This is a genomic window from Kushneria phyllosphaerae, assembly GCF_900312995.1.
Lineage (GTDB): Bacteria > Pseudomonadota > Gammaproteobacteria > Pseudomonadales > Halomonadaceae > Kushneria > Kushneria phyllosphaerae.
Genome location: NZ_ONZI01000003.1, coordinates 628,622 through 649,578, shown reverse-complemented (window position 1 = coordinate 649,578; position 20,957 = coordinate 628,622). Strand labels below are relative to the sequence as shown.

15 protein-coding genes and 4 tRNA genes are annotated in these 20,957 nt (G+C 59.9%); 9 read left to right on the top strand and 10 right to left on the bottom strand.

The genetic code is table 11. The features are described from left to right. Nucleotides 1-50 precede the first annotated feature (50 nt). The 4 genes from KSP9073_RS12845 to KSP9073_RS12830 form a co-directional block, all read right to left on the bottom strand. Nucleotides 51-125: transfer RNA gene (locus KSP9073_RS12845), tRNA-Gly, on the bottom strand. Between the two features lie 13 nt (nucleotides 126-138). Further along, nucleotides 139-214: transfer RNA gene (locus tag KSP9073_RS12840), tRNA-Glu, on the bottom strand. Between the two features lie 4 nt (nucleotides 215-218). Next, nucleotides 219-293 (bottom strand) — tRNA-Gly (locus KSP9073_RS12835). Nucleotides 294-314: 21 nt separating this feature from the next. Next, nucleotides 315-390, bottom strand: a tRNA-Glu gene (locus tag KSP9073_RS12830). A gap of 216 nt (nucleotides 391-606) precedes the next feature. On the opposite strand from KSP9073_RS12830, the gene KSP9073_RS12825 reads away from it, so the two are divergent. The 7 genes from KSP9073_RS12825 to KSP9073_RS12795 all read left to right on the top strand — a co-directional run bounded on the left by KSP9073_RS12825 (nucleotide 607) and on the right by KSP9073_RS12795 (nucleotide 8,326). After that, nucleotides 607-2,349, top strand: a complete 1,743-nt coding sequence (locus KSP9073_RS12825; protein WP_108843328.1) for a gamma-glutamyltransferase family protein — start codon at nucleotides 607-609, stop codon at nucleotides 2,347-2,349. Nucleotides 2,350-2,523: 174 nt separating this feature from the next. Then, nucleotides 2,524-2,922 (top strand): peptide-methionine (R)-S-oxide reductase MsrB, encoded by a 399-nt coding sequence (gene msrB, locus KSP9073_RS12820; RefSeq protein ID WP_108843327.1) that lies wholly within the window; start codon nucleotides 2,524-2,526, stop codon nucleotides 2,920-2,922. Nucleotides 2,923-3,032: 110 nt separating this feature from the next. Further along, a complete protein-coding gene (gene ylqF, locus KSP9073_RS12815) occupies nucleotides 3,033-3,971 on the top strand; it encodes a ribosome biogenesis GTPase YlqF (protein ID WP_108843326.1) in 939 nt (312 codons plus the stop codon). Between the two features lie 166 nt (nucleotides 3,972-4,137). Further along, a complete protein-coding gene (locus KSP9073_RS12810) occupies nucleotides 4,138-5,358 on the top strand; it encodes a pyridoxal phosphate-dependent aminotransferase (protein ID WP_108843325.1) in 1,221 nt (406 codons plus the stop codon). 129 nt (nucleotides 5,359-5,487) lie between these two features. Further along, nucleotides 5,488-6,390: a protease HtpX gene (gene htpX / locus KSP9073_RS12805; protein ID WP_108843324.1), complete on the top strand. Its 903-nt coding sequence runs from the start codon at nucleotides 5,488-5,490 to the stop codon at nucleotides 6,388-6,390. A 212-nt stretch (nucleotides 6,391-6,602) separates the two neighbouring features. Beyond that, complete coding sequence (locus tag KSP9073_RS12800; RefSeq protein ID WP_108843323.1) at nucleotides 6,603-7,169, top strand: TetR/AcrR family transcriptional regulator; 567 nt, start codon at nucleotides 6,603-6,605, stop codon at nucleotides 7,167-7,169. Further along, complete coding sequence (locus KSP9073_RS12795) at nucleotides 7,166-8,326, top strand: MFS transporter (protein WP_108843322.1); 1,161 nt, start codon at nucleotides 7,166-7,168, stop codon at nucleotides 8,324-8,326. The genes KSP9073_RS12800 and KSP9073_RS12795 overlap by 4 nt, the downstream gene beginning before the upstream one ends. 89 nt (nucleotides 8,327-8,415) lie before the next feature. Here KSP9073_RS12795 and pdxB read toward each other — a convergent pair whose 3' ends face one another. After that, the gene (pdxB, locus tag KSP9073_RS12790) at nucleotides 8,416-9,567 is read right to left on the bottom strand and encodes a 4-phosphoerythronate dehydrogenase PdxB (protein ID WP_108843321.1); all 1,152 of its coding nucleotides are present in this window, start codon (nucleotides 9,565-9,567) and stop codon (nucleotides 8,416-8,418) included. Nucleotides 9,568-9,738: 171 nt separating this feature from the next. On the opposite strand from pdxB, the gene KSP9073_RS12785 reads away from it, so the two are divergent. Beyond that, nucleotides 9,739-10,020 carry a hypothetical protein gene (locus tag KSP9073_RS12785; RefSeq protein WP_108843320.1) on the top strand — a complete coding sequence of 94 codons (282 nt, stop codon included), beginning with the start codon at nucleotides 9,739-9,741 and terminating at the stop codon, nucleotides 10,018-10,020. Here KSP9073_RS12785 and rlmKL read toward each other — a convergent pair. Continuing rightward, entirely contained in the window at nucleotides 10,017-12,230 is a 2,214-nt protein-coding gene (gene rlmKL, locus KSP9073_RS12780) for a bifunctional 23S rRNA (guanine(2069)-N(7))-methyltransferase RlmK/23S rRNA (guanine(2445)-N(2))-methyltransferase RlmL (RefSeq protein ID WP_439330951.1), read from the bottom strand. The two genes, KSP9073_RS12785 and rlmKL, sit on opposite strands and share 4 nt — an antisense overlap. 199 nt (nucleotides 12,231-12,429) lie before the next feature. Between rlmKL and rmf the strand changes: the two genes are divergently transcribed. Further along, on the top strand, nucleotides 12,430-12,639 hold the full coding sequence (gene rmf / locus KSP9073_RS12775; RefSeq protein ID WP_086901243.1) for a ribosome modulation factor: 210 nt from the start codon (nucleotides 12,430-12,432) through the stop codon (nucleotides 12,637-12,639). A 73-nt stretch (nucleotides 12,640-12,712) separates the two neighbouring features. On the opposite strand, the gene KSP9073_RS12770 is transcribed toward rmf, so the two are convergent. The 4 genes from KSP9073_RS12770 to KSP9073_RS12755 all read right to left on the bottom strand — a co-directional run bounded on the left by KSP9073_RS12770 (nucleotide 12,713) and on the right by KSP9073_RS12755 (nucleotide 20,839). Next, nucleotides 12,713-13,738 carry a quinone-dependent dihydroorotate dehydrogenase gene (locus KSP9073_RS12770; protein ID WP_108843319.1) on the bottom strand — a complete coding sequence of 342 codons (1,026 nt, stop codon included), beginning with the start codon at nucleotides 13,736-13,738 and terminating at the stop codon, nucleotides 12,713-12,715. 63 nt (nucleotides 13,739-13,801) lie between these two features. After that, entirely contained in the window at nucleotides 13,802-14,938 is a 1,137-nt protein-coding gene (locus KSP9073_RS12765; RefSeq protein ID WP_133241026.1) for a hypothetical protein, read from the bottom strand. A 116-nt stretch (nucleotides 14,939-15,054) separates the two neighbouring features. Next, on the bottom strand, nucleotides 15,055-15,879 hold the full coding sequence (locus tag KSP9073_RS12760; RefSeq protein WP_108843317.1) for an MOSC domain-containing protein: 825 nt from the start codon (nucleotides 15,877-15,879) through the stop codon (nucleotides 15,055-15,057). Nucleotides 15,880-15,994: 115 nt separating this feature from the next. Continuing rightward, a complete protein-coding gene (locus KSP9073_RS12755) occupies nucleotides 15,995-20,839 on the bottom strand; it encodes an NAD-glutamate dehydrogenase (RefSeq protein ID WP_108843316.1) in 4,845 nt (1,614 codons plus the stop codon). Between the last annotated feature and the right edge of the window lie 118 nt (nucleotides 20,840-20,957).

Below are 20,957 nucleotides of genomic sequence, written 5' to 3'. Positions count from 1 at the left end.
GCCCTGACTTTAAGCAACGATTCGGTTCATTTGGTTCTGTCTATTAAAACTGGAGCGGGAAAGGAGATTCGAACTCCCGACCCTCGCCTTGGCAAGGCGATGCTCTACCACTGAGCTATTCCCGCATCAAACAAGAAGTGGCGTCCCATAGGGGGTTCGAACCCCTGTTACCGCCGTGAAAGGGCGGTGTCCTGGACCACTAGACGAATGGGACGCATTGGAGCGGGAAAGGAGATTCGAACTCCCGACCCTCGCCTTGGCAAGGCGATGCTCTACCACTGAGCTATTCCCGCACCGGTCATCAATGAAGCGAGTGGCGTCCCATAGGGGGTTCGAACCCCTGTTACCGCCGTGAAAGGGCGGTGTCCTAGACCACTAGACGAATGGGACGTATCCGGTTCGCCTCACCGAGTGGCGCGCATATTACCCACGCACGCCCAGCGTGTCAAGCATGCAACTCACATCAACCTCATTTTTTGATCCTGCCCGTGGCACGACAAAAGAAATAACGACAGATCCCGCCCGAGCACTAACCCGTTCTACCCGCCTGATATCTGGCGCGTTTCTTGCATTCAGTGCTACTCATTTCCAAATGGCGGGTGTCTGATGTCCCTTACGCGTCCCGAAGCGTCAAACGCTGCTGCAGTGCCGCTTTCGACCGAGCTGCCCACCACCGGCCCGGCCGGCACGCCTGCTGGCAGAGCCGATGTGCCGGCTCACTCGGCAAGCCCGGCCACCACAAATTTTCAGGTCGATGCTGCCTTTAACACCCAGCGAAGTTATGGAGGCGGCAGCTGTGTCGCCCCTCATCATCTGGCCGCCAATGCCGGGCGGGATGTTCTTAAACAGGGCGGCAATGCGATCGAAGCCATGGTGGCGGCCGCGGCAGCCATTGCGGTGGCCTACCCGCACATGAATGCACTGGGCGGTGACGGCTTCTGGCTGATCAATGAGCCGGGCAAGGCGCCAATTGCCATCGATGCCTGCGGTGGCGCAGCGCAACTGGCCACACCCGATTTTTATGCCGGCCAACCGGCTATCCCGGAACGCGGCCCTGAAGCCACGCTCACCATGGCAGGCACCGTCAGTGGCTGGCAGAAGGCGCTCGACATTGGTGCAGACTGGGGGGCTCCCCTGCCCCTGAGCACCATTCTGGGTGACGCCATTCGCTACGCCGAGCAGGGCATCGCTGTTTCAAGAAGTCAGGCAGCCCTGACACGCAAGCATATCGAGCGCCTGTCCAAAAGTCCCGGATTCAGTGACACGCTTCTGAAGGAAGGTGAGACACCTCGTGAAGGTGAACGACTGCGTCAGCCGCGTCTGGCCACCACGCTGCGCCATCTCGCCCGCTCAGGGCTTGATGATTTCTATCGAGGCGAACTGGCGCAGAGTATGGCGAAGGATCTTGAAGCCATCGGCAGCCCTCTGCGCCTTCAGGATTTCCATGACTATCAGGCACAGGTCGTAACGCCGCTGGAGGTGGCGCTGAAGGATGCCACGCTCTATAACCTGCCCGCCCCCACCCAAGGCATGGCATCACTCATGATCCTGGGGATTTATGATCGCCTCAGAGTGGAAAGCGGCGAAGGTTTTGACCATCTGCACGGGCTGATCGAGGCCACCAAGCGCGCCTTCTTGCTGCGGGATCGATACATCACCGATCCCGGACGCATGACGATGGACCTTCAGACACTGTTGAGCAGCGACCGTCTGGACCAGGAAACCGCCATGATCGATCCACAAAAGGCCATGGCCTGGCCGCACACCCCCGAGCCGGGCGATACCATCTGGATGGGCACGGTCGACAGCGAAGGGCGATCCGTCAGCTTTATCCAGAGCCTGTACTGGGAGTTCGGCAGCGGTGTGGTGCTGGCTGAAAGCGGCATTTTGTGGCAGAACCGGGGCATCAGCTTCTCGCTTGACCCTGAGCATCCGCGAAGCCTTGCCCCGGGTCGCAAGCCCTTTCACACCCTTAATCCGGCGCTCGCACGCTTCAAGGACGGGCGCACCATGGTCTATGGCACCATGGGCGGTGAAGGCCAGCCGCAGACCCAGGCGGCCATTTTCTCCCGCTACGCCCTGCACGGCATGCCCCTTCAGCAGGCGATTGCCGCCCCCCGCTGGTTGCTGGGACGCACCTGGGGGGACAACAGCACCAACCTGAAGCTGGAGTCACGCGTCCATCCTCCCCTGGTGGATAAACTCCGAAAGGCCGGCCACGACGTGGAAGTGCTGCCAGAAACCTTTACGGACACCATGGGACATGCCGGCGCCATCGTGCATCACCCTGACGGTCTGATCGAAAGCGCGCATGACCCGCGAAGCGATGGCGGCGCCGCAAGCCTGTAGGTCGCTTCCGGTGACCCGGTATCACGCGAAACAAGGCAGCCTGCATCACGACAGGGCGCCAACAGGCGTGCACCGTTCTATCCTGTTAGGATGCCGGCCTGTCCGAACAGCCGTCTGGCTGGCATGACTGACGTGCATGACTGATGTGCATGAACAGGGACCGAGGAGGACTTCATGGAAAAGGTACAAAAGAGCGACAGCGAGTGGCGCGAACAGCTCACCGATGAGCAGTATCGGGTCACGCGTCAGGCAGGCACCGAACGCCCTTATACCGGCGACTATCAGGTCGAGCCCGTCCAGGGCATCTATCACTGTATCTGCTGCAATGCGCCGCTGTTTGAAAACGAGCACAAGTTCGAGTCGCACTGCGGCTGGCCGAGCTTTGATCGTCCGCTGGCAGATGCGGCACTGGAAGAGCATACCGATGAAACCCACGGCATGCGCCGCATCGAAGTCACCTGCCGGCGCTGTGATGCGCATCTGGGCCACGTTTTCCCGGATGGCCCGCGCGACACCACAGGGCTTCGCTACTGCATCAACTCGGTCGCCATGACCTTTCATCAGGGCGAGTAGCCCGTTGTCTCACGCGTAGAGCGCATCGACCTCTGACAGGGTACACTGCGCGGCCACCATCGCGGGGCGCGCAGTGTACCCGCCAAATTACAGAGCAACAGGAGAGAGATATGCTGGGCTGGTACCCGGGGCATATGAACAAGGCCAGACGCCAGATCAGCGAAGCCCTGCCCGAAATTGATGTGGTCATCGAAGTACTGGATGCGCGCCTGCCCTACTCCAGCGCCAATCCCATGCTGGCCGACCTGATCCGCCACAAGCCGTCACTGAAACTGCTGTCGCGTGCCGACCTGGCCGACCCCGCCATTACCCGGCAATGGATCGAGCACTTTGACGCCCTGCCTGACGTGCGGGCCATGGCCGTGGTCACCACCGACACGCGTCAGCTCAAACCGCTTTACAGGCTCTGCCATGAACTGGCGGGCCATATTCGTGAAGATCGTGATGTGCGCGTCATGGTGATGGGCATTCCCAACGTGGGCAAGTCCACACTGATCAACACGCTGGCCGGCAAGAAAATTGCCAAAACGGGCAACGAACCGGCCGTGACCAAGCGACAGCAGAAGATCCGAATCGGTCAGCGTATTGCCCTGACCGACACGCCCGGCGTGCTCTGGCCACGCATCGAGGATCAAAACAGCGCCTACCGACTGGCCGCCAGCGGCGCCATTCGCGACACCGCCCTGGAATATGTTGATGTTGCCTCGGTGGCCGCCCTGGCATTGGCCGAACGCTATCCCGAAGCACTAAAAAAGCGTTATAAGCTCGACACGCTGGGTGACACCGGTGAATCCATCGTGCGCGAGATCGCCACCCGTCGCGGTGGCCTGCGTGCCGGCGGTGAAGTCGACATGCACCGCGGGGCCGAAGTCCTGCTGATGGATCTGCGCGGTGGCAAACTGGGGCCCATGTCGCTTGAAACACCGACCGACATTCCCGACGAGGCAAGCATCGAAGCCATGCGCGCCGAGCGTGAACGCTTCAATCGTGGCGAAACCTTTCTCGATGATGACGCCTCACCCGACGATGGCACACCACCTGGGCAGTGATTCCGATGCGGTGAGACAGCGATGGCATCACGGGCAAAGGCCGCGGTATGCTGAAATGACAGCCATCCCACGATGTCTGTCATTTTTTGGTTATGGCAGATCCACCGGACAGCATTTGCCCGGCCGTTGACTGTCCCCTTTCATTCCAGCGGACCCATTGAGCAGCATGACCACGCCGATCAGAAAATCCCACAAGCTCGACCACGTCTCCTATGACATTCGCGGTCCGGTACTTGAGCACGCCAAACGGCTCGAGGATGAGGGGCATCGCATCCTGAAGCTCAATATCGGTAACCCGGCCCCCTTTGGTTTCGAGGCCCCCGAAGAGATCCTGCAGGATGTCATGCGTAACCTGCCGACCGCACAGGGCTACTGTGACTCGAAGGGTCTTTATTCGGCCCGCAAGGCCATCATGCAGGAATGCCAGCGCAACCGCGTGGAAGGCGTGGGCATCGAGGACATCTATGTCGGCAACGGCGTCTCCGAGCTGATCGTGATGGCCATGCAGGCGCTGCTCGATGACAGCGATGAAGTGCTGGTGCCCGCCCCGGACTATCCGCTCTGGACGGCGGCGGTCAATCTCGCCAGCGGCCAGGCCGTGCATTACCTGTGTGACGAGGCGCAGGACTGGGAGCCGGATATCGAGGATATTCGCCAAAAGGTCACGGCGCGCACCAAGGCGATCGTGCTGATCAACCCGAACAACCCGACCGGCGCGGTCTATTCAAGGCAGGTGATTGAAAACGTGCTGCAGGTCGCCCGCGAGCACGGCCTGATCGTCTTTTCCGATGAGATCTACGACAAGATCCTTTACGACGGGGCAGTCCATACCCCCACAGCGTCACTGGCCGATGATCTTTTGATCATTACCATGAACGGCCTTTCCAAGAGCTATCGCTGCGCCGGTTTTCGCTCCGGCTGGATGATCGTCTCCGGCGAAAAGCGCCATGCCCGTGATTATATTCAGGGGCTGGACATGCTCGCCTCCATGCGTCTTTGCGCCAATGTACCGGCACAGCACGCCATCCAGACCGCCCTTGGCGGATATCAGTCGATCAATGATCTGGTCCTGCCGGGCGGGCGTCTGCTGGCCCAGCGCGATGCGGCGTGGGAAAAGCTCAACGAGATCCCTGGTGTCAGCTGCGTGAAGCCCCGCGGTGCCCTCTACATGTTCCCGCGGCTTGACCCGGCCATGTATGACGTCAAAAACGACCAGCAGCTGGTGCTTGATCTACTGCTTGAGGAGAAGATGCTGCTGGTTCAGGGCACCGCATTTAACTGGCCGACCCCCGATCACCTGCGCATCGTGACCCTGCCCTGGGCCGAACAGCTTGAAGATGCCATTGATCGCCTTGGGCGGTTTCTCGCCCGCCGCCGTCAGGCGTGATCACCTAAACGATCCTTAAGGTGTGATTGAAACTCCTGGCGACAGCACTTATCTAAAGTCTGTCGCTGGAGACCCTCGCGGTCCCTATGGACTACCGATCGACGCATTACCCAATGGAGACCACCGGTCATGATGAGGATTGTCCTCTTTCTTGCCACCAACCTGGCAGTAGTGCTGGTGGCCAGCATTACGCTGCGCCTTCTGGGCGTGGAAAACTACCTTGCCGGCAGCGGGCTCAATCTGACCTCGCTGCTGATCTTCTGCTTTGTCTTCGGCATGGCCGGTTCGCTGGTATCGCTGCTGCTGTCCAAGAAAATGGCGAAGATGAGCACCAAGGCGCAGATCATCGACCGCCCGAGCAATGCCAACGAGCAGTGGCTTTACGACACCGTGGCCGAGCTTGCGCGCGATGCCGGCATCAAGATGCCTGAAGTGGGTATCTTTCCGGCTCAGCAGGCCAACGCCTTTGCCACCGGCTGGAACAAGAACGACGCGCTGGTGTGTGTCTCGGCCGGCCTGCTCAACCAGATGCGCCCCGAAGAGGTCCGCGCCGTACTGGGCCATGAAATTGGCCACGTGGCCAACGGCGACATGGTCACCCTGTCCTTGATTCAGGGCGTTTTGAACACCTTTGTCATGTTCTTCGCTCGTATCGTCGCCCAGGTGCTGGACAGCTTCCTGCGCCGTGACGATGAAGGCGGCGGTCTCGGATTCATGGGCTATTTCGCCGTGGTCATGGTGCTTGAGATCGTGTTCGGCCTGATCGCCTCCATTATCGTGGCGTGGTTCTCGCGCTATCGTGAGTACCGGGCCGATGAAGCCGGGGCAAGGCTTGCCGGTAGCGGCGCCATGATCAATGCTCTGGCACGCCTCAAGGCGCAGCAGAACATGCCCGATCAGATGCCGGATTCGCTGACCGCCTTTGCCATCACGACCGGTCAGACCCGCAAGCTCATGGAAAGGCTCTTTGCCAGCCACCCGCCGCTGGACGATCGCATCGCGGCTTTGAAAAAGGCGGCCTACCAGCAGTAATGCCATGACCTACATGTCGTGACAGACACAAAAAAGCCCGCCTTCTGGCGGGCTTTTTTATGGTCGTTTCATGGCGTTTGCATCGATTCGCTCGTCGTATCAACCCCCATTGATGGGGCATTAAATCTCTTTGGTCGATACCCACGGATAACGCTTTGACAGAGGTCTTGCATCGAATTTATATAGATCGGTCTATACAGGAGGCGCCGCACATGCCTGTTTCCAAACGTGACCATTTGCTGACTACTGCCGAACAGCTTTTTCATGAGCAGGGGTTTCACGCCACCGGGATCGATCGCATCGTGTCAGCGGCCGGCGTGGTCCGCATGACCCTCTACAATCACTTCAGCTCCAAGGAGGCGTTGATCCTTGCGGTGCTGGACGCGCGCAACCAGCGCTTTATCAAAAGCCTTGATATCGCCGTGGCCAGCGCTCCTGAAGGTCATGCGACAAGCGCACTGGCCGAGGCACATGGCCAATGGCTAAACGCCTACAGTCAGCATGGCTGCATCATGCTCAAGGCCATGGGGGAATTCGCCGAACACAGCGCGACCATTCATGCACTCGCCGTCGGCGCCAAAAATGATCTTTTACAGCGCATCGAGGCAGCGGTGGCCCGTGATGGACTGGCACACTGCCCGGGGCTTGCAAGACGACTGTTCACGGTGCTTGAAGGCAGTAACACCACGGTGGCGCTGCTGGGCGTGGCCACGGCGCTGGCCGATACGCGAGAGATGATCGAGCTTGTGCTCGACGCAGCAATGAGGGATGGGCCATGAGTCCCTTGACCTCGGTCGGCATGGCCATCCTTGGCAGCGGCATCATCGCCATTACGTACGGTCTGGCGCGCTTCGTCTTTGGGCTTTTTCTGCCGGCCATACGCGATGAGATGACCATCATGCCCACCATGGCCGGGGTGATCGGCGCCCTGCCCTTTCTGAGTTTTGTCATCGCCATCGTGGCAGCGCCCGGCATCACACGGTTTCTGGGGGTAAGACGCACCGCAGTGGCCGCGACAATTCTGGCCACGGCCGGGCTGGTCATGATTGCGCTGGCGCCCTCATCGTCAATTTTGGCAGCCGGCGTGCTGACCTGCGGGATCAGTACCGGGCTTTCCTCACCGGTCATGGCCGAAGCCGTCTATCGCATCGTCCCTGACAGTCTGAGAGGACGGGTCAATGCCATTACCAATGCAGGCACCAGCGTGGGCATTGCCTTTGCCATGCCGGCCGTTTTGATCTGGGCCGAAGCCTGGCGCAGCGCCTATATGGGTTTCGCCGCGCTGGCCGCCCTTGGCGCTCTGGGGGCGCTTTACTACCTGCCGGGAGAGGTGCGAGACGCCGAGCTGCCACAGCGGCGGGCAGTGCTTTCATCCGTGACACTAGAGCAGTGGTTGAGTATTGCACGTCTGAGTGGGCTGGCAGCCCTGATGGGGATGGCCAGCGCCGCCTACTGGGTCTTTGCGCCTGACGCTGTCATGACCGGCGGTGGCATGGCGTCCAGTCAGGCAGCATGGATGTGGCTTGCCGTTGGTCTGGGTGGGCTGACCGGCGGCAGCGTTGGTGATCTTATCGCCCGCTTTGGGGCCATCATGACGCATGCGGCCGGTCTTGTGGTCATTGCCGTGGCGCTTGGTCTGCTGGCGCTGGCCCCGGGCAATTTTCCTTGCGCCCTGCTGTCAGCGACCCTGTTCGGTGCCGGCTACATGACCCTGACCGGCTTCTATCTGGTCAGGGGCATACAAATCATGCTGGATACCCCCGCCCTTGGCCCCATCCCTCCGCTGCTGGCCACCTCGATCGGTCAGGTCATCGGCTCCCCGCTGGCCGGCTGGCTTGTGGGGTCTCAGGGCTACACGGCCACCTTCACGATGTTTGCCGCCTTAAGCCTTGGCGTCAGTGCGCTGGGCCTCTGGCTGCTGCAGCGATACCCATAATGCATGCTGACCCGGGCAGCTCATCGACAGGATGGCCCGGGCGTTCCAACTCGACACAGGGCGCACCGCAAATAGCCCTGAACAAGGTATTACTTTCGCGGCGCGCGTATGGCAAAGCCTGCGCTTTCTAGCACCTCCCTCACGGCGCCAGCACTGTGCTTGAGCTCCACGCGCAGCGTTGAGAACTCACGGCGCGTGGGATATTCGCGGCGCATCAGATCAAAGCCCTTTGCCATGCCGTACTGACGCCGGTAGCGCTCAAACAGCAGCGTATCGCGGCGCACGTCATAGCAAGTGCGCGTACACAGCAGCAGTGCTTCCTGTGGGGGCGCCCGACGGGAAATGGCAATCCGGCGCAGCCAGTTCTCGGGCTTGAGCTGTCCCAGTTGCTTGCGCACCGGCAGACCAAAGTGACGACTCATGGCCTGGTAGAGCATCTCGGTACCCCTCAGCTTGCCATCCAGGCTGTAGCCGGCAATGTGGGGGGTAGCAATGGCGGCCCGGCGATACAGCACTTCATCGATGTCCGGCTCGTTTTCCCACACATCGAGCACCACGCGCAGATCAGGATCGCGCTCAAGACGCACACTCAGCGCCCGGCCATCCACGCAGTCACCGCGCCCGGCACTGATCAGGATCTGGTCGGTACGCAGTGCCTCGATATGCGACCCGGACAAAAGATGGTGCGTGGGATGGTCTCCGCCTTTTATCAGCGGCGTATGCACGGAAACGACATCAGCCTGCTCGATCAGCGCTTCAAGGCTGACAAAGTCCTCACTGCTCTCCTGCGCGGCGCGCGGTGGATCACAGATCAGGCAACGGATGCCCAGCGCTCGAAGCCGCTCGACCAGTCTTCCGCCAACGTTGCCGGCGCCGACGACCCCGACCACGCGATCCGTCAGCGCCACGCCATCCTCCTCACCGAACAACAGCAGCGTCGAAATCACATAGTCACCGACCGAATCGGCGTTGCATCCCGGGGCGCTGGCAAAGCCAATGCCCTGCTCAGCCAGCCAGTCCTGATCCACGTGATCACGCCCGATGGTCGCCGTACCCACAAACCTGACACGCGAGCCTGTCAGCAGCTCGGCATTGACACGAGTGACCGAGCGCACCAGCAGGATATCGGCATCACGCACCTGCTCACGGGTCATCTCACGACCGGGAAGGCGCACCAGTTCGCCGTGATCCGCGAAAAAGGCCTCGGCCAGTGGAATGTTCTCATCTGCCACAATACGCATGATTCAATCGATACCTGCACTGCCGTGAATGAATGACACACCGAGCAACAAACGACTGCCGGTGTGCTCTGCTTTGTCGAAACGCCCGCGACCGTTACAATCGGCGCCCTGCTGGCGCAGCCGCCAGCACTGCCCTCACTTTCCTTCTCAATATTACACAGGAGCGCTGCCTTGATCATCCGCTGGGAGAGCGAACATGACTATGTCCTCGTGCACGTTCATCAGGACATGTTCGGTGACTGGATCTTTGTCCGCGCCTGGGGACAGATCGGTACCGCCTACGGGGGCATTCAGCATGCGCTGGCCGAGGACTACACCCAGGCAATGACCTGGGTCAGTGACGTGGACCATATTCAGGGACTGCGCGGCTTTGCAAAGGTACTGGAAACCAGTGACGACGCCCCGGAAGCCCGGGACGCCGTGCGCCAGCTGTCGCTGCTGGATGGCCGCTAGGCAATACGATGACGAATCTCGTAGACGTGGTGAATATCGGGACGTCGTTCGAAATCCGGATCCAGCATCTGTTTTGACAGCGCGGTCACTTCAAAGCGTGTATTGACGCTTTCATCCATCTGGAAACGACGCAGATTGTTGGAAAACAACAGCGTGCCCGTGGGTGTCAGATGCGCCATGGCCCGCTCGATCATGTGGACATGATCCCGCTGAATATCCAGCACGTTGTCCATCTTCTTGGAGTTGGAGAACGTCGGCGGATCCATGAAGATGAGATCAAACTGCGGCCCGGATCTTTCAAGCCAGGCCATGCAGTCCTCGCGCACCAGTCGATGACGTGACATGTCGAGCCGATTGAGGCGGAAGTTGTCCTCGGCCCACCCAAGATAGGTATTGGACATATCGATACTCAGACTCTCGCTTGCCCCGCCCAGCACCGCCTGCACGCTGGCCGTGGCGGTATAGCAAAACAGGTTGAGCACGCGCTTGCCGGAGGCGTTTTCAAACAGCCAGCGGCGCACGGGTCGATGGTCCAGAAACAGGCCGGTATCAAGATAGTCGCGCAGATTGACCCATAGTTTAGCGCTGCCCTCACCTACCTGAAAGCGCTGTCCGGAGCTGTCGCGACGTTCGTACTGGGCACGGCCCGACTGGCGTTCACGACGCTTCAGGAAGATGTAATCCGCCGCCACGCCTAGCACTTCCGGCAGCACCCCTACCGCTTCCAATAGACGTCGCTCGGCCTGGCCGGCATTGATCGAACGCGGTGCGGCGTATTCCTGCACATGGACCCAGGCGCCATAAATATCGATGGCCAGCGCGTATTCGGGCATGTCCGCATCATAGAGCCGGTAGCACTCCACGCCCGAGCGCTTGAGCCATTTCGACAGGCGCTTCTGGTTTTTCCTGAGACGGTTGGCAAACATCTGCGCGCCGGCCGAATGGGTCACGGCGCTGGCAGTGTCATCCGCTTTCCGGGGAGCCGGCGTCTGCTCCTGCACTTCCGGTGTTGCCCGCGCATGCACGTCAATCAACAACAGTTTGGTATCCAGACTGCCGTTTTTGAAGGCGTACTGACGATGGGCCTTCATGCCCAGCCGGTGACCAAGCTTTGGATCACCGGTCAAAAGCGCGACCGACCAGCCCGTGAAGTGTTCGCGCAGCAGCGCCCCCAGACCCTGATACAGGCTGATCAACGCCGGCAGTTCGCCCAGGCGCTCGCCATAGGGCGGGTTGGTGACCACCAGTCCGGGAGTCATCACCGGAGGATTGGAGAGTGCATCACCATGCTCGATGCGGATCAATGACGCAACGCCGGCCCGTTCGGCATTGGCGTGCGACGCTTCCACGGCACGCAGGTTGTGATCGCGACCGCAGAATGTGATTTGACAGTCGTGTCGACCAACGCGGGCTCGATGCGCCGCTTCCCCATGAACTTCCTGCCATTGCGTCTCGTCGTGGCCGGCCCAGCCGTGGAAACCAAAACGCCGGCGCTGCAGGTTGGGGGCCACATCACAGGCCATGAGCGCCGCCTCGATCAAAAGCGTGCCAGAGCCGCACATCGGGTCAAACAGGCTTTCGCCACGTCCGGCGCGCGCGGGCCAGTCGGCACGCACCAGAAGTGCCGCCGCCAGATTCTCCTTGAGCGGTGCATTGGCACCGTCCAGGCGATAGCCCCGCAGGTGCAGGCTGTCGCCGGAAAGATCGAGACCCAATACCAGCCGGCCACGATGCAGATGCGCATAAAGACGCAGATCTGCCCCTTTCGGCTCGATCTCCGGCCGGGCCAGCCCATGATCCTGAAAACGATCCACCACGCCATCCTTGATGCATTGTGCGCCAAAGCGTGTGTGACGAATCTGGGCGCTTTCGCCGTGGAAATCGACCCGCAGGCTGGCACCGGGCGTGATCAGGGTCTCCCACTCGATACTGTGGGAAGCCGCCACCAGGGCCGGGCCATCTTCCACCTCCTCGAAACGGCCGGTAACCAGAATGATGCGATTGGCCAGACGTGACCAGAGACACAGGCGATAAAGCACCTCACGGGAGGCGCTGCCATGGACGCTGGACACACTGGTGCGGGCCACATTGGCGCCAAGTCCGGTCAGTTCCTCGACCAGCAGGGTTTCCATGCTGCGCGGACAGGTGGCGAGAAAGGAGAGCTCCTCATGAGCCGTATCCGGTAAGTGTTCAGTGCTGGAGGGCATCATGCGGTGTCATATTCCTGAAAAGATTAATGAGCGATTTGCTTAGATGAAAATGATTTTCGACAGCGTCTTGCTGCTGCTGTAAAGGTATAGGGGTAGCTACGAAAGATCGCACGATCGCTGTCAACCTACGACCCCCATGGTAGTGACACTGCCATTGTCACGGGACGAAACACTTTTTTGTGTGAAGCGAGGTTATCCAATGAAAAGACAGAAACGTGATCCCTTCCAGAAAGCCTATGTCAGTGGTTACAAGGCCGGTGTGACTGGACGCTCCAGAGATGACTGCCCCAGTCAGGGTATCGAAATGCGCGAGTCCTGGATGAGCGGCTGGCGTGAAGGCCGTGAAGCGCAATGGTCCGGTATGACAGGGGTCTCGGGTCTGCACGTTAATCCAATGGCGACCACCTGATTCGCCATTGGAACCATTGAACCCATCGCATGACATGACATCCGGGTACGCGACCTGCGTGCCCGGTCTTTGATCACACTGCCTTTTTTGAGTCCTTTAACGCCTGGGCACACTGTTTGACCAGTGCTGGCCCTTCATAAATCAGGCCACTGTAAATCTGTACCAGATCCGCACCGGCCTGCTGCTTTTCAAGCGCTGCCTCGCCGCTATCGATCCCGCCCACGCCGATAATGGTGATGTCCGCCAGCTTTTCGCGCAAGCGTCTGACAATCGTCGTTGACGCCTGCCTTACCGGACGCCCCGAAAGACCGCCGGCCTGTTCGGCATGCGGACTGCCCGCGATGCCATCACGACTGATGGTCGTGTTGGTGCCGATCACCGCTTCAATCTCGCAGGCTTTCAGACACTCGGCGACCAGATCCGTTTCCGACTCGCTCATGTCCGGCGCAATCTTGACCGCCAGCGGGACCCGGCGGCCATGGCGCTGATCAAGTGTGCGGTTTTCCTGCTGCAGTGCCGACAAAAGCGCATTGAGCTGCTCGCCAAACTGCAGGCTGCGAAGCCCGGGCGTATTGGGTGATGAAATATTGACGGTCACATAATGGGCATGATCATGTACCGCTCGCAGGCAGGTCATGTAGTCATCCACGGCCTGCTCGACCGGGGTGGTCAGATTCTTGCCAATATTGATGCCAATGACGCCGTCATAACGGCTTTTGGCCACATTGGCCAACAGCTGGTCCACGCCCTGGTTGTTGAATCCCATGCGATTGATGATCGCCCCGCTTTCAGGCAGACGGAAAAGCCTCGGTCGCGGATTACCGGACTGAGCCTTTGGCGTTACCGTGCCGACTTCCACAAACCCAAACCCCATGGCCCCCAGTGCGTCGAGATGTTCGCCGTTCTTGTCCAGGCCGGCAGCAAGTCCGACCCGATTGGCAAAGCGGAGCCCCATCAGCGTGACAGGATCCTCGACGGGCGAAGACGCCAGTGCCCGCTGCAAATGAAGGCGATGCGCCAGATCCAGTGATGACAGTGTCAGGCCATGGGCCGTTTCAGGGTCGAGACGAAACAGCAGCGCACGAGCGGCCTTGTACATGAGGGCATGTCCTTGAAAGCAGATAAATCAGGCCCGGGATGCCCCCGGGCCATACAGGAAGGGTCAGTCGCCGGGCTGCTCGATGCGCAGCGTAAAGTTATTGGCGCCACTGCGCACGCCACCGAACTTCTGACCGCGCACGCGTACGCTGTAGATGCCGGGCTCAAGAGACTCACGCAGGTGGAAATCGCCCTGGAAGCCACTGCCGCTGTCGCTGGCCACCACCTGGCCATTGCTGTCGACCAGCTCACCGGAAATGCGGTAGTTGCCGCTGGAATCCATTGTGAAACTGTCAACGGTCACGGTACCGGCAGAGACCACCTCAAACTTGAGCACTTCCCCATCGGTACGCATGGGCACATCACGCAGGATCCGCTCGCGAATGGGTGAAACGTTGTCACTTGTCGCGGCAGCCTGCTGACCGTCATGGGCCGCATCGACGCTGCCCTGGTCGGCTGCCAGCCCCTCGCCTTCCTCGACAGTATCGGATTGCGCGGCACGTTCCAGTGCCCTGCCGGAAGGACCGGGCTCGGGCTGCGTCTCGCCAGGGCCGGTGGTCACGCTGGCACTGCGCTGCGAGGCACCGGTGCCAGGTGCGGTGGCATCGCCCTGAACTGCGCCGTCACGACCCAGACGTGCTGGCGCATCGGCATTGTTGCTGGCGGCAACGGCACTGGCACTGCCCAGGCGCTCGATACGACTGGCATCGGCCAGCCCCTGGCCGCGCACGCTGGCATCAGCCTGCTGGACCGAAACCGTCACGGACTGGGTTTGATCACGTGCCGGGCTGCGGCTTTGACCGGTGATCACCACGTGATAAGTGCCCGGCGCCAGCTGATGACGGATCATCAGACCGTTGGTCTGATTGTTGCCGCTGGCCGTGGCCAGTGTCTGGCCGGCATCATCACGAAGTTCTGCATTGACCTCATAAAGCCCGGAAGTGCCATGAAAGGCACGTGCTTCAATGATGTATTCGCCGCCCTGCTTGACGTCGAAATCGTGCGATATGGGCTTTGACCCCAGATACATGGAGCGGCTCATGCCATCCGTATCACGCTCAATGGCCCCGGAAATATCGACCTGGCTTGCCGCCTGCTCGGCCTGCTGAAGTGCCGGGCTCTTGGCGGCAAGAGCCTGTCCCGAGAGAGTGCCCAGCCCAACGCCCATGCCCAGTGCCAGATACAAGATTGTATTTTTCATGATGTCTCTCGTTGGAAAAAATCCCTTGATGCCGATACAGACAGCAGGTGTGGCCTCGGTCGGTCGGCAAAACCGCCACAGCATAACAAAGCCTGCGTATTTGGCGATGCTTTTGGCTAGCCCATTCGTATCGGCATTCCCGTATAAAGCAGCTGACCGCCGCCCTGCATGACCACCGCGTTTTCTCCAAAAAACGCACCCCCTGTGGCCACATGATCCATCGTCATCAGTGTCTTCAGGGGCTCACCCGGCACGGCAATGTCGCCACTGCACTGATTGATGGTGGTAATACGACAGCGCTCACAGGGCTTGCACAGCCACAGCGACAGGTTTTCCCCTTCAAGCGTCGTACTGTCATGCTCGGCAAAGGGGAAGGTGCCCTCGATGACAATGTTGGGACGAAACCTGGACATGGGCAGCGCCGGCAGGGCACGCGCCACCAGGCGGTCATTGAGTGCGGTCAGTGACGAGGTGGCAGCTATCAGTAGCGGGTAGCCATCGGCAAATCCGGTATGGGCCACATGCGTGCCAATTCGCTCCGGGCTGACGCGGCGCTGGTTGTCGCGGGGTACCCGCTTGAGCCTGACGGGGCGTTCAAGAAAGGCGCTCAGCCATCGGGCCGCTTCATCGCCTTCATCAAGGCCCTGACATTCACTACCGAAAATACGCACGCGCGAAGGTGCTACCTCGGGCAGCGTGAGCGATATAAACAGATGACGCCGGTCGGGAGACTGAAGGATCAGATGATGTTCATCGAGGGCAGGCACCAGGGTGGCCATGCGCGCGCAGCTTCGCTGAGTAATGAAATCACCCTGGTCATCGGTAATGACCCAGCGCCGGTCGTAATGCAACCCCTCGCTGGTCAGTACTGACTGTTGCACATCGATGCCGGCCAGCGACTTGACGGGATAAACATGCAGTGAGCTGATGCAGGCGGCCATGAGACGTCATCCAGTAGGTGAAGCGGATGATGGTCAATGTAACATAAAAAAACGCCGCCCCATGGGGCGGCGTTTGATCCTGCTGTCATACGCAATAGCGCAGGGACCGTCCTGATCATTTCCCGGACGGGGGACGCTCGGAAAGCTCTCCAAGGGCCCGCACGGCTACCGTGAAGAGCGCATAGCCCAACTCGTCGGTAGAGTGCACCTCTTCAAGCAGGGCACACCAGCGCTCAACGGGCGCCTTGTGCTGCGTCATCCAATGCTCAACGCACTGATCGACGTCCTGGCACTCTTCACCCCGCAGTACGCTGGCGGTCAGCATCAGCTGCTGGCGATCCATATCATCGCGAAGGGTTTCACGGGCGATCGTCTGCCAGCTGTCGTTCACCTCGAGTCGATTGACCTGCTCCAGCATCCACGGCAGCGACAGCTGCTCCCCGATGAGATAGTAGGTATCGGCCACACGCTCCAGCGATACGCCGGTGAGTTCCGCTGTATCGATGATGCCAAGCCCGGCATACAGGCTTTCGGTCGCCGCCACACGCTCGGCAAGCGCCTCGGGCGCGCCTGCCTCGATATAGCGGTCTCGCAGTGACAGACACTGACGCTGCGCCTCGCCTCGAAGCCGTTCACCGATGTTGCTGCTCAGGCGCTCAAGATCAGGAGCGTATTGTCCGACCACCGATTCAGCGTCACTTTGCATGTGATAGCGCAGGAAATAGCGCGTTGCACGGCGCAGGAGACGCACCAGCGAGAGCATCATGTCGTACTGAATGGCAGTATCGACCCGGGCGTCCAGCGCCTCGATCTCATGCCACACAGATGCCAGTCCGAAGCTGTCGCGGGCCATGACGTAGGCTTTGACCACCTCACCGGCACTGGTGCCGGTAATGTCCATCAGCCGCCTCACGAACGGGATGCCCATATGATCGACCACATCGCCGGCAATCTTGGTCGCCACGATCTGGTGACGCAGCCGATGGTTGGCAATCTCCTCGCCATAGCGCTCCACCAGCGTGGCGGGGAATGCACGTTCGGCGTGATTGACGATCCCCGGTTCATTGGGCACATCGGATTCCACCAGCATGCCCTTGAGGTCAATCTTGGCATGCGAGATCAGCGAGGAAAGCTCCGGATGGGTCAGGCCTTCACCGCGCTCGGCGCGGGCCGCCAGCGTGGCATCATCCGGCAGGGCTTCCAGCTCCCGGTCAAGCTGACCGGTCGCTTCCAGATCGAAAATGAAGCGCCGATAGGGCCCCAGGTTTTCCGCTGACAGCAACCGTGACAGGGAAAGCGCCTGAGTCTGGCGGTAGTTGTCATCCACGACCAGATCGGCCACTTCCTCGGTCATCTGTGCCAGCAGATCGTTGCGCTGCTTGCCGGTCATGTCGCCACGCGCGACCACCTCATCCAGCAGGATCTTGATATTGACCTCATGGTCCGAGCAGTTCACGCCACCGGCATTATCGATAAAGTCGGTATTCATGCGCACGCCATGCTGGGCGGCCTCACGACGACCCAGCTGGGTGACCCCCAGATTGCCGCCTTCACCGACCACGCGACAGCCCAGTTCATTGCCGTTGACGCGCAGCGTGTCGTTGGCCTTGTCACCCACATCGGCATGACTTTCTTCGCTCGACTTGACGTAGGTGCCGATACCGCCGTTCCAGAGCAGATCGACCTTCGATTTCAAGAGGGCATTGATCAGCTCGGCAGGAGATAGACGCGAGGCCGTGATGCCAAAGCGTGACTTCATGCCCTCTGTGATCTCAATTGACTTGGCATCGCGCGAGAATACCCCGCCGCCCTCGCTGATCAAGGCAGTGTCGTAATCCTCCCAGCTTGAGGTCGCCAGTCCAAACAGGCGCTGGCGCTCCTTGAAGGAGGCCGCACAGTCAGGGTCGGGATCGATAAAGATATGGCGATGGTTGAAGGCCGCGACCAGCTGAATCTTTTCAGACAACAGCATGCCGTTGCCGAACACGTCGCCGGCCATGTCACCGACACCGATAACGGTAAAGGCGTCTTCCTGCGTATTGAGACCCAGCTCGCGGAAGTGGCGCTTGACCGCTTCCCAGGCACCGCGGGCGGTGATCGCCATGGCCTTGTGGTCGTAGCCGTTCTTGCCGCCGGAGGCGAAGGCATCGCCCATCCAGAAGTTGTATTCCCGTGCCAGCGCGTTGGCAATGTCGGAGAAGGTCGCCGTGCCCTTGTCGGCGGCCACAACCAGATAGGGGTCATCCCCGTCATGGCGCACAACCTGCTCGGGCGGCACGACCTGCTTGTCGATCAGGTTATCGGTAATATCCAGCATGCCGCGTACCAGAGTCTGATAGCAGGCGATGCCCTCTTTCTGGATCTCATCGCGACTGCCGCCTACTGGCGCCTGCTTGCAGATAAACCCGCCCTTGGCACCGCTGGGCACGATAACCGAGTTCTTGACGTGCTGTGCCTTGACCAGCCCGAGGATTTCGGTACGAAAATCCTCGAAGCGATCCGACCAGCGCATGCCACCGCGAGCGATATTGCTGGTACGAAGATGCACGCCTTCCATGCGCGGCGAGTAGACAAAGATCTCATACAGCGGACGCGGGCGCGGCACATCATTGATCTGACGCGGAGCGAGCTTGAAGGAGATATAGGATTTGGGCTCGCCGTCTTCACCCGGCTGGAAATAGTTGGTGCGCAGCGTGGCACCGATCAGATCCATATAGAGGCGAATCAGCCGGTCATCGTTGAGGCTGGTGACCTCTTCCAGATAGGCCTCGATGCGCTCACGAACCTTTTGAAGCGCGTCTTCATCATGCGTGCCCTGCGGGTCAAATCGTAATTTGAACAGAGCCACCAGTTCCCGCGAGATGTCGGCATGCTGGGTCAGGGCGGTGGCGATATAGTCCTGGGACAGCCCGAAGCGAATCTGTTTGAGATAGCGCGCATAGGCTCGCAGCATTGCCACTTCACGCCAGTCGAGCTTCGCTGAAATGATCAGTCGATTGAAACTGTCACTCTCGGCGGCGCCTGACCAGATGCGCGTAAAGGCATCAATGAAGTTATGCCGCATGCCGTGCAGATCGACATGCTCGCGACTCGAGGTCTCCAGATTGAAATCGTGGATCCAGACCACGCTGTCGGCACGTTCGATCTCATAGGGGCGCTCACTGATGACGCGCAGCCCCATGTGCTCGAGCATGGGCAGCGCATCGGAAAGCGGTACCGGCTGATCGCGATGAAAGAGCTTGAGATTGACATCATTTTCATGCTCGAGCTGACGATAAAGGCTCAGATCGATAGAGCTTTCGTTATCAAGCCCCTCCATGTGGCCAATGTCATAGATGGCGGTGCGCGGCGTAAAATCTTCCCGATAGCTGCTCGGGAAAGCATCACGGTAGCGCTCCATCAGACGGTTGGCCGACTCCTCGCCGTAGCCTTCCATCAGCGCCTCGTGCATGTCATCACGCCAGCCACGCGCGATGGCGATGACCTTTTTCTCCAGCGCGCGATCATCGTAGTCGACCGGCTTGTCGTGATTAAAGCGCAGGATCAGCTGAATACGGGCCAGTACCGACTCGGAGAGATAGGTATTGAAATCGCCAAAGCTGGCATCGAGCTCTTCACAGAGCATGTTCTGAATGCGCATCCTCAGGTCGGTCGAGAAAACGTCACGCGGCACATACACCAGACAGGAGTAAAAGCGTCCGGAGCGATCCTCGCGAATAAAGAGCCGCACGCGGCGACGCTCTCGAATGCTCAGAATCCCCATGGCCGTGCGGCAGAGATCTTCAGTGCCCATCTGGAACAGTTCATCGCGGGGATAAACCTCCAGAATCTGCTGGAGCTGCTTGCCGTTGTGCCCGGTCGGGTCGATGTTTGAGGCACTGAGCACAGTGTCGATCTTGCGACGCAGCACGGGAATATTGACCGGGCGCTCGTTGTAGACGGACAGCGTATAAAGTCCCAGAAAGTGGCGCTCACCAATGACGTCACCCTGTTCGTTATGGCGCTCGACAATGATGTAGTCCGGATAGCTCGGGCGGTGAATACGCGAAGGCCAGGCGCTCTTGGCAAAGGAAATGAGCTCGGGGATCAGAACATACTCGCCCTGCTCTTCGCCGCTGCCACTAAAGCGCTGCGGTTCCTCGCTATAGCGCGGGCTGTTCAGGGTCAGTACCCCAAGCTCGCTGCCACCGGTTCGTACCAGCTGCGGCTGTCCGTCCCGGGTTTGAAACTCATACTCTTCAAAGCCCAGAAACGTGAAGTGATCGTCCAGCAGCCATGCCAGAAAATCACGTGCCTCTTCGACATCACGCTTTTCAACGACTCGCGGCGGATGCGTATTCATCTCCTCAAGCGCGGCATGGGCCTGAGCACGCATGGCGTCAAAGTCGGAGACGGCCGAGCGGACATCGGTCAGCACATCCAGGATGTTGACCCTGAGCTCCTCAAGCATGGCCGCATCCGAGTGACGGTCCACCTCGATATAGATGATCGACTCACGCGCTGAGGGTGCATTTTCAGCGCGCGGCGGCGTAAAGCGGACCAGCCGCTGCTGCTCGTCGCGTTCGCTGGCGATGACCGTGTTCAGGATGGAGTGGACGGTGAAGCCGCAGCGATTGAGTTCGATGCGCACCGAATCAACCAGAAAGGACATGTCCGGGCTGACGACTTCCACCACCGTGTGGGTCGACTGCCAGCCATGCTCTTCATATTCGGGATTGAAAACACGGACCCTGGGCCGGTTGTCCGGCTCACGCTGTTGCAGGAAAAACCAGGTCGAGAGCGTGGCACCATAGAGGTCTTCGAAATGGCGCTCTCGCAGGTCCTCATGGCTGGCACCGGCGTAATAGTGGCGAGCAAAGGCACTGATGTTGCGTGCCTGCTCGGGCGCCAGGCGCTCTTCAAGCAGCGTCTCAAGCGCTTTGAAAAAGTCTTCCTTGTTGTCCGGCACTGTACTCTGCATCGATTCTCCTCGCGTACCGCAAATGCCTACGCATCCTGATGGGATGACCACCGTGACATCCTAGTTCAGCAAACGCTTTATCCCTACTGTATGCGCATTTTTATCATGCCCCATGACC

Coding starts and splice junctions, on each gene's coding strand:
- msrB (WP_108843327.1), top strand. CDS start 2,524: ATGGAAAAGGTACAAAAGAGCGACAGCGAGTGGCGCGAACAGCTCACC.
- KSP9073_RS12765 (WP_133241026.1), bottom strand. CDS start 14,938: ATGAAAAATACAATCTTGTATCTGGCACTGGGCATGGGCGTTGGGCTG.
- KSP9073_RS12800 (WP_108843323.1), top strand. CDS start 6,603: ATGCCTGTTTCCAAACGTGACCATTTGCTGACTACTGCCGAACAGCTT.
- KSP9073_RS12760 (WP_108843317.1), bottom strand. CDS start 15,879: ATGGCCGCCTGCATCAGCTCACTGCATGTTTATCCCGTCAAGTCGCTG.
- KSP9073_RS12810 (WP_108843325.1), top strand. CDS start 4,138: ATGACCACGCCGATCAGAAAATCCCACAAGCTCGACCACGTCTCCTAT.
- ylqF (WP_108843326.1), top strand. CDS start 3,033: ATGCTGGGCTGGTACCCGGGGCATATGAACAAGGCCAGACGCCAGATC.
- KSP9073_RS12795 (WP_108843322.1), top strand. CDS start 7,166: ATGAGTCCCTTGACCTCGGTCGGCATGGCCATCCTTGGCAGCGGCATC.
- rmf (WP_086901243.1), top strand. CDS start 12,430: ATGAAAAGACAGAAACGTGATCCCTTCCAGAAAGCCTATGTCAGTGGT.
- KSP9073_RS12770 (WP_108843319.1), bottom strand. CDS start 13,738: ATGTACAAGGCCGCTCGTGCGCTGCTGTTTCGTCTCGACCCTGAAACG.
- KSP9073_RS12755 (WP_108843316.1), bottom strand. CDS start 20,839: ATGCAGAGTACAGTGCCGGACAACAAGGAAGACTTTTTCAAAGCGCTT.
- rlmKL (WP_439330951.1), bottom strand. CDS start 12,230: ATGATGCCCTCCAGCACTGAACACTTACCGGATACGGCTCATGAGGAG.
- pdxB (WP_108843321.1), bottom strand. CDS start 9,567: ATGCGTATTGTGGCAGATGAGAACATTCCACTGGCCGAGGCCTTTTTC.
- htpX (WP_108843324.1), top strand. CDS start 5,488: ATGATGAGGATTGTCCTCTTTCTTGCCACCAACCTGGCAGTAGTGCTG.
- KSP9073_RS12825 (WP_108843328.1), top strand. CDS start 607: ATGTCCCTTACGCGTCCCGAAGCGTCAAACGCTGCTGCAGTGCCGCTT.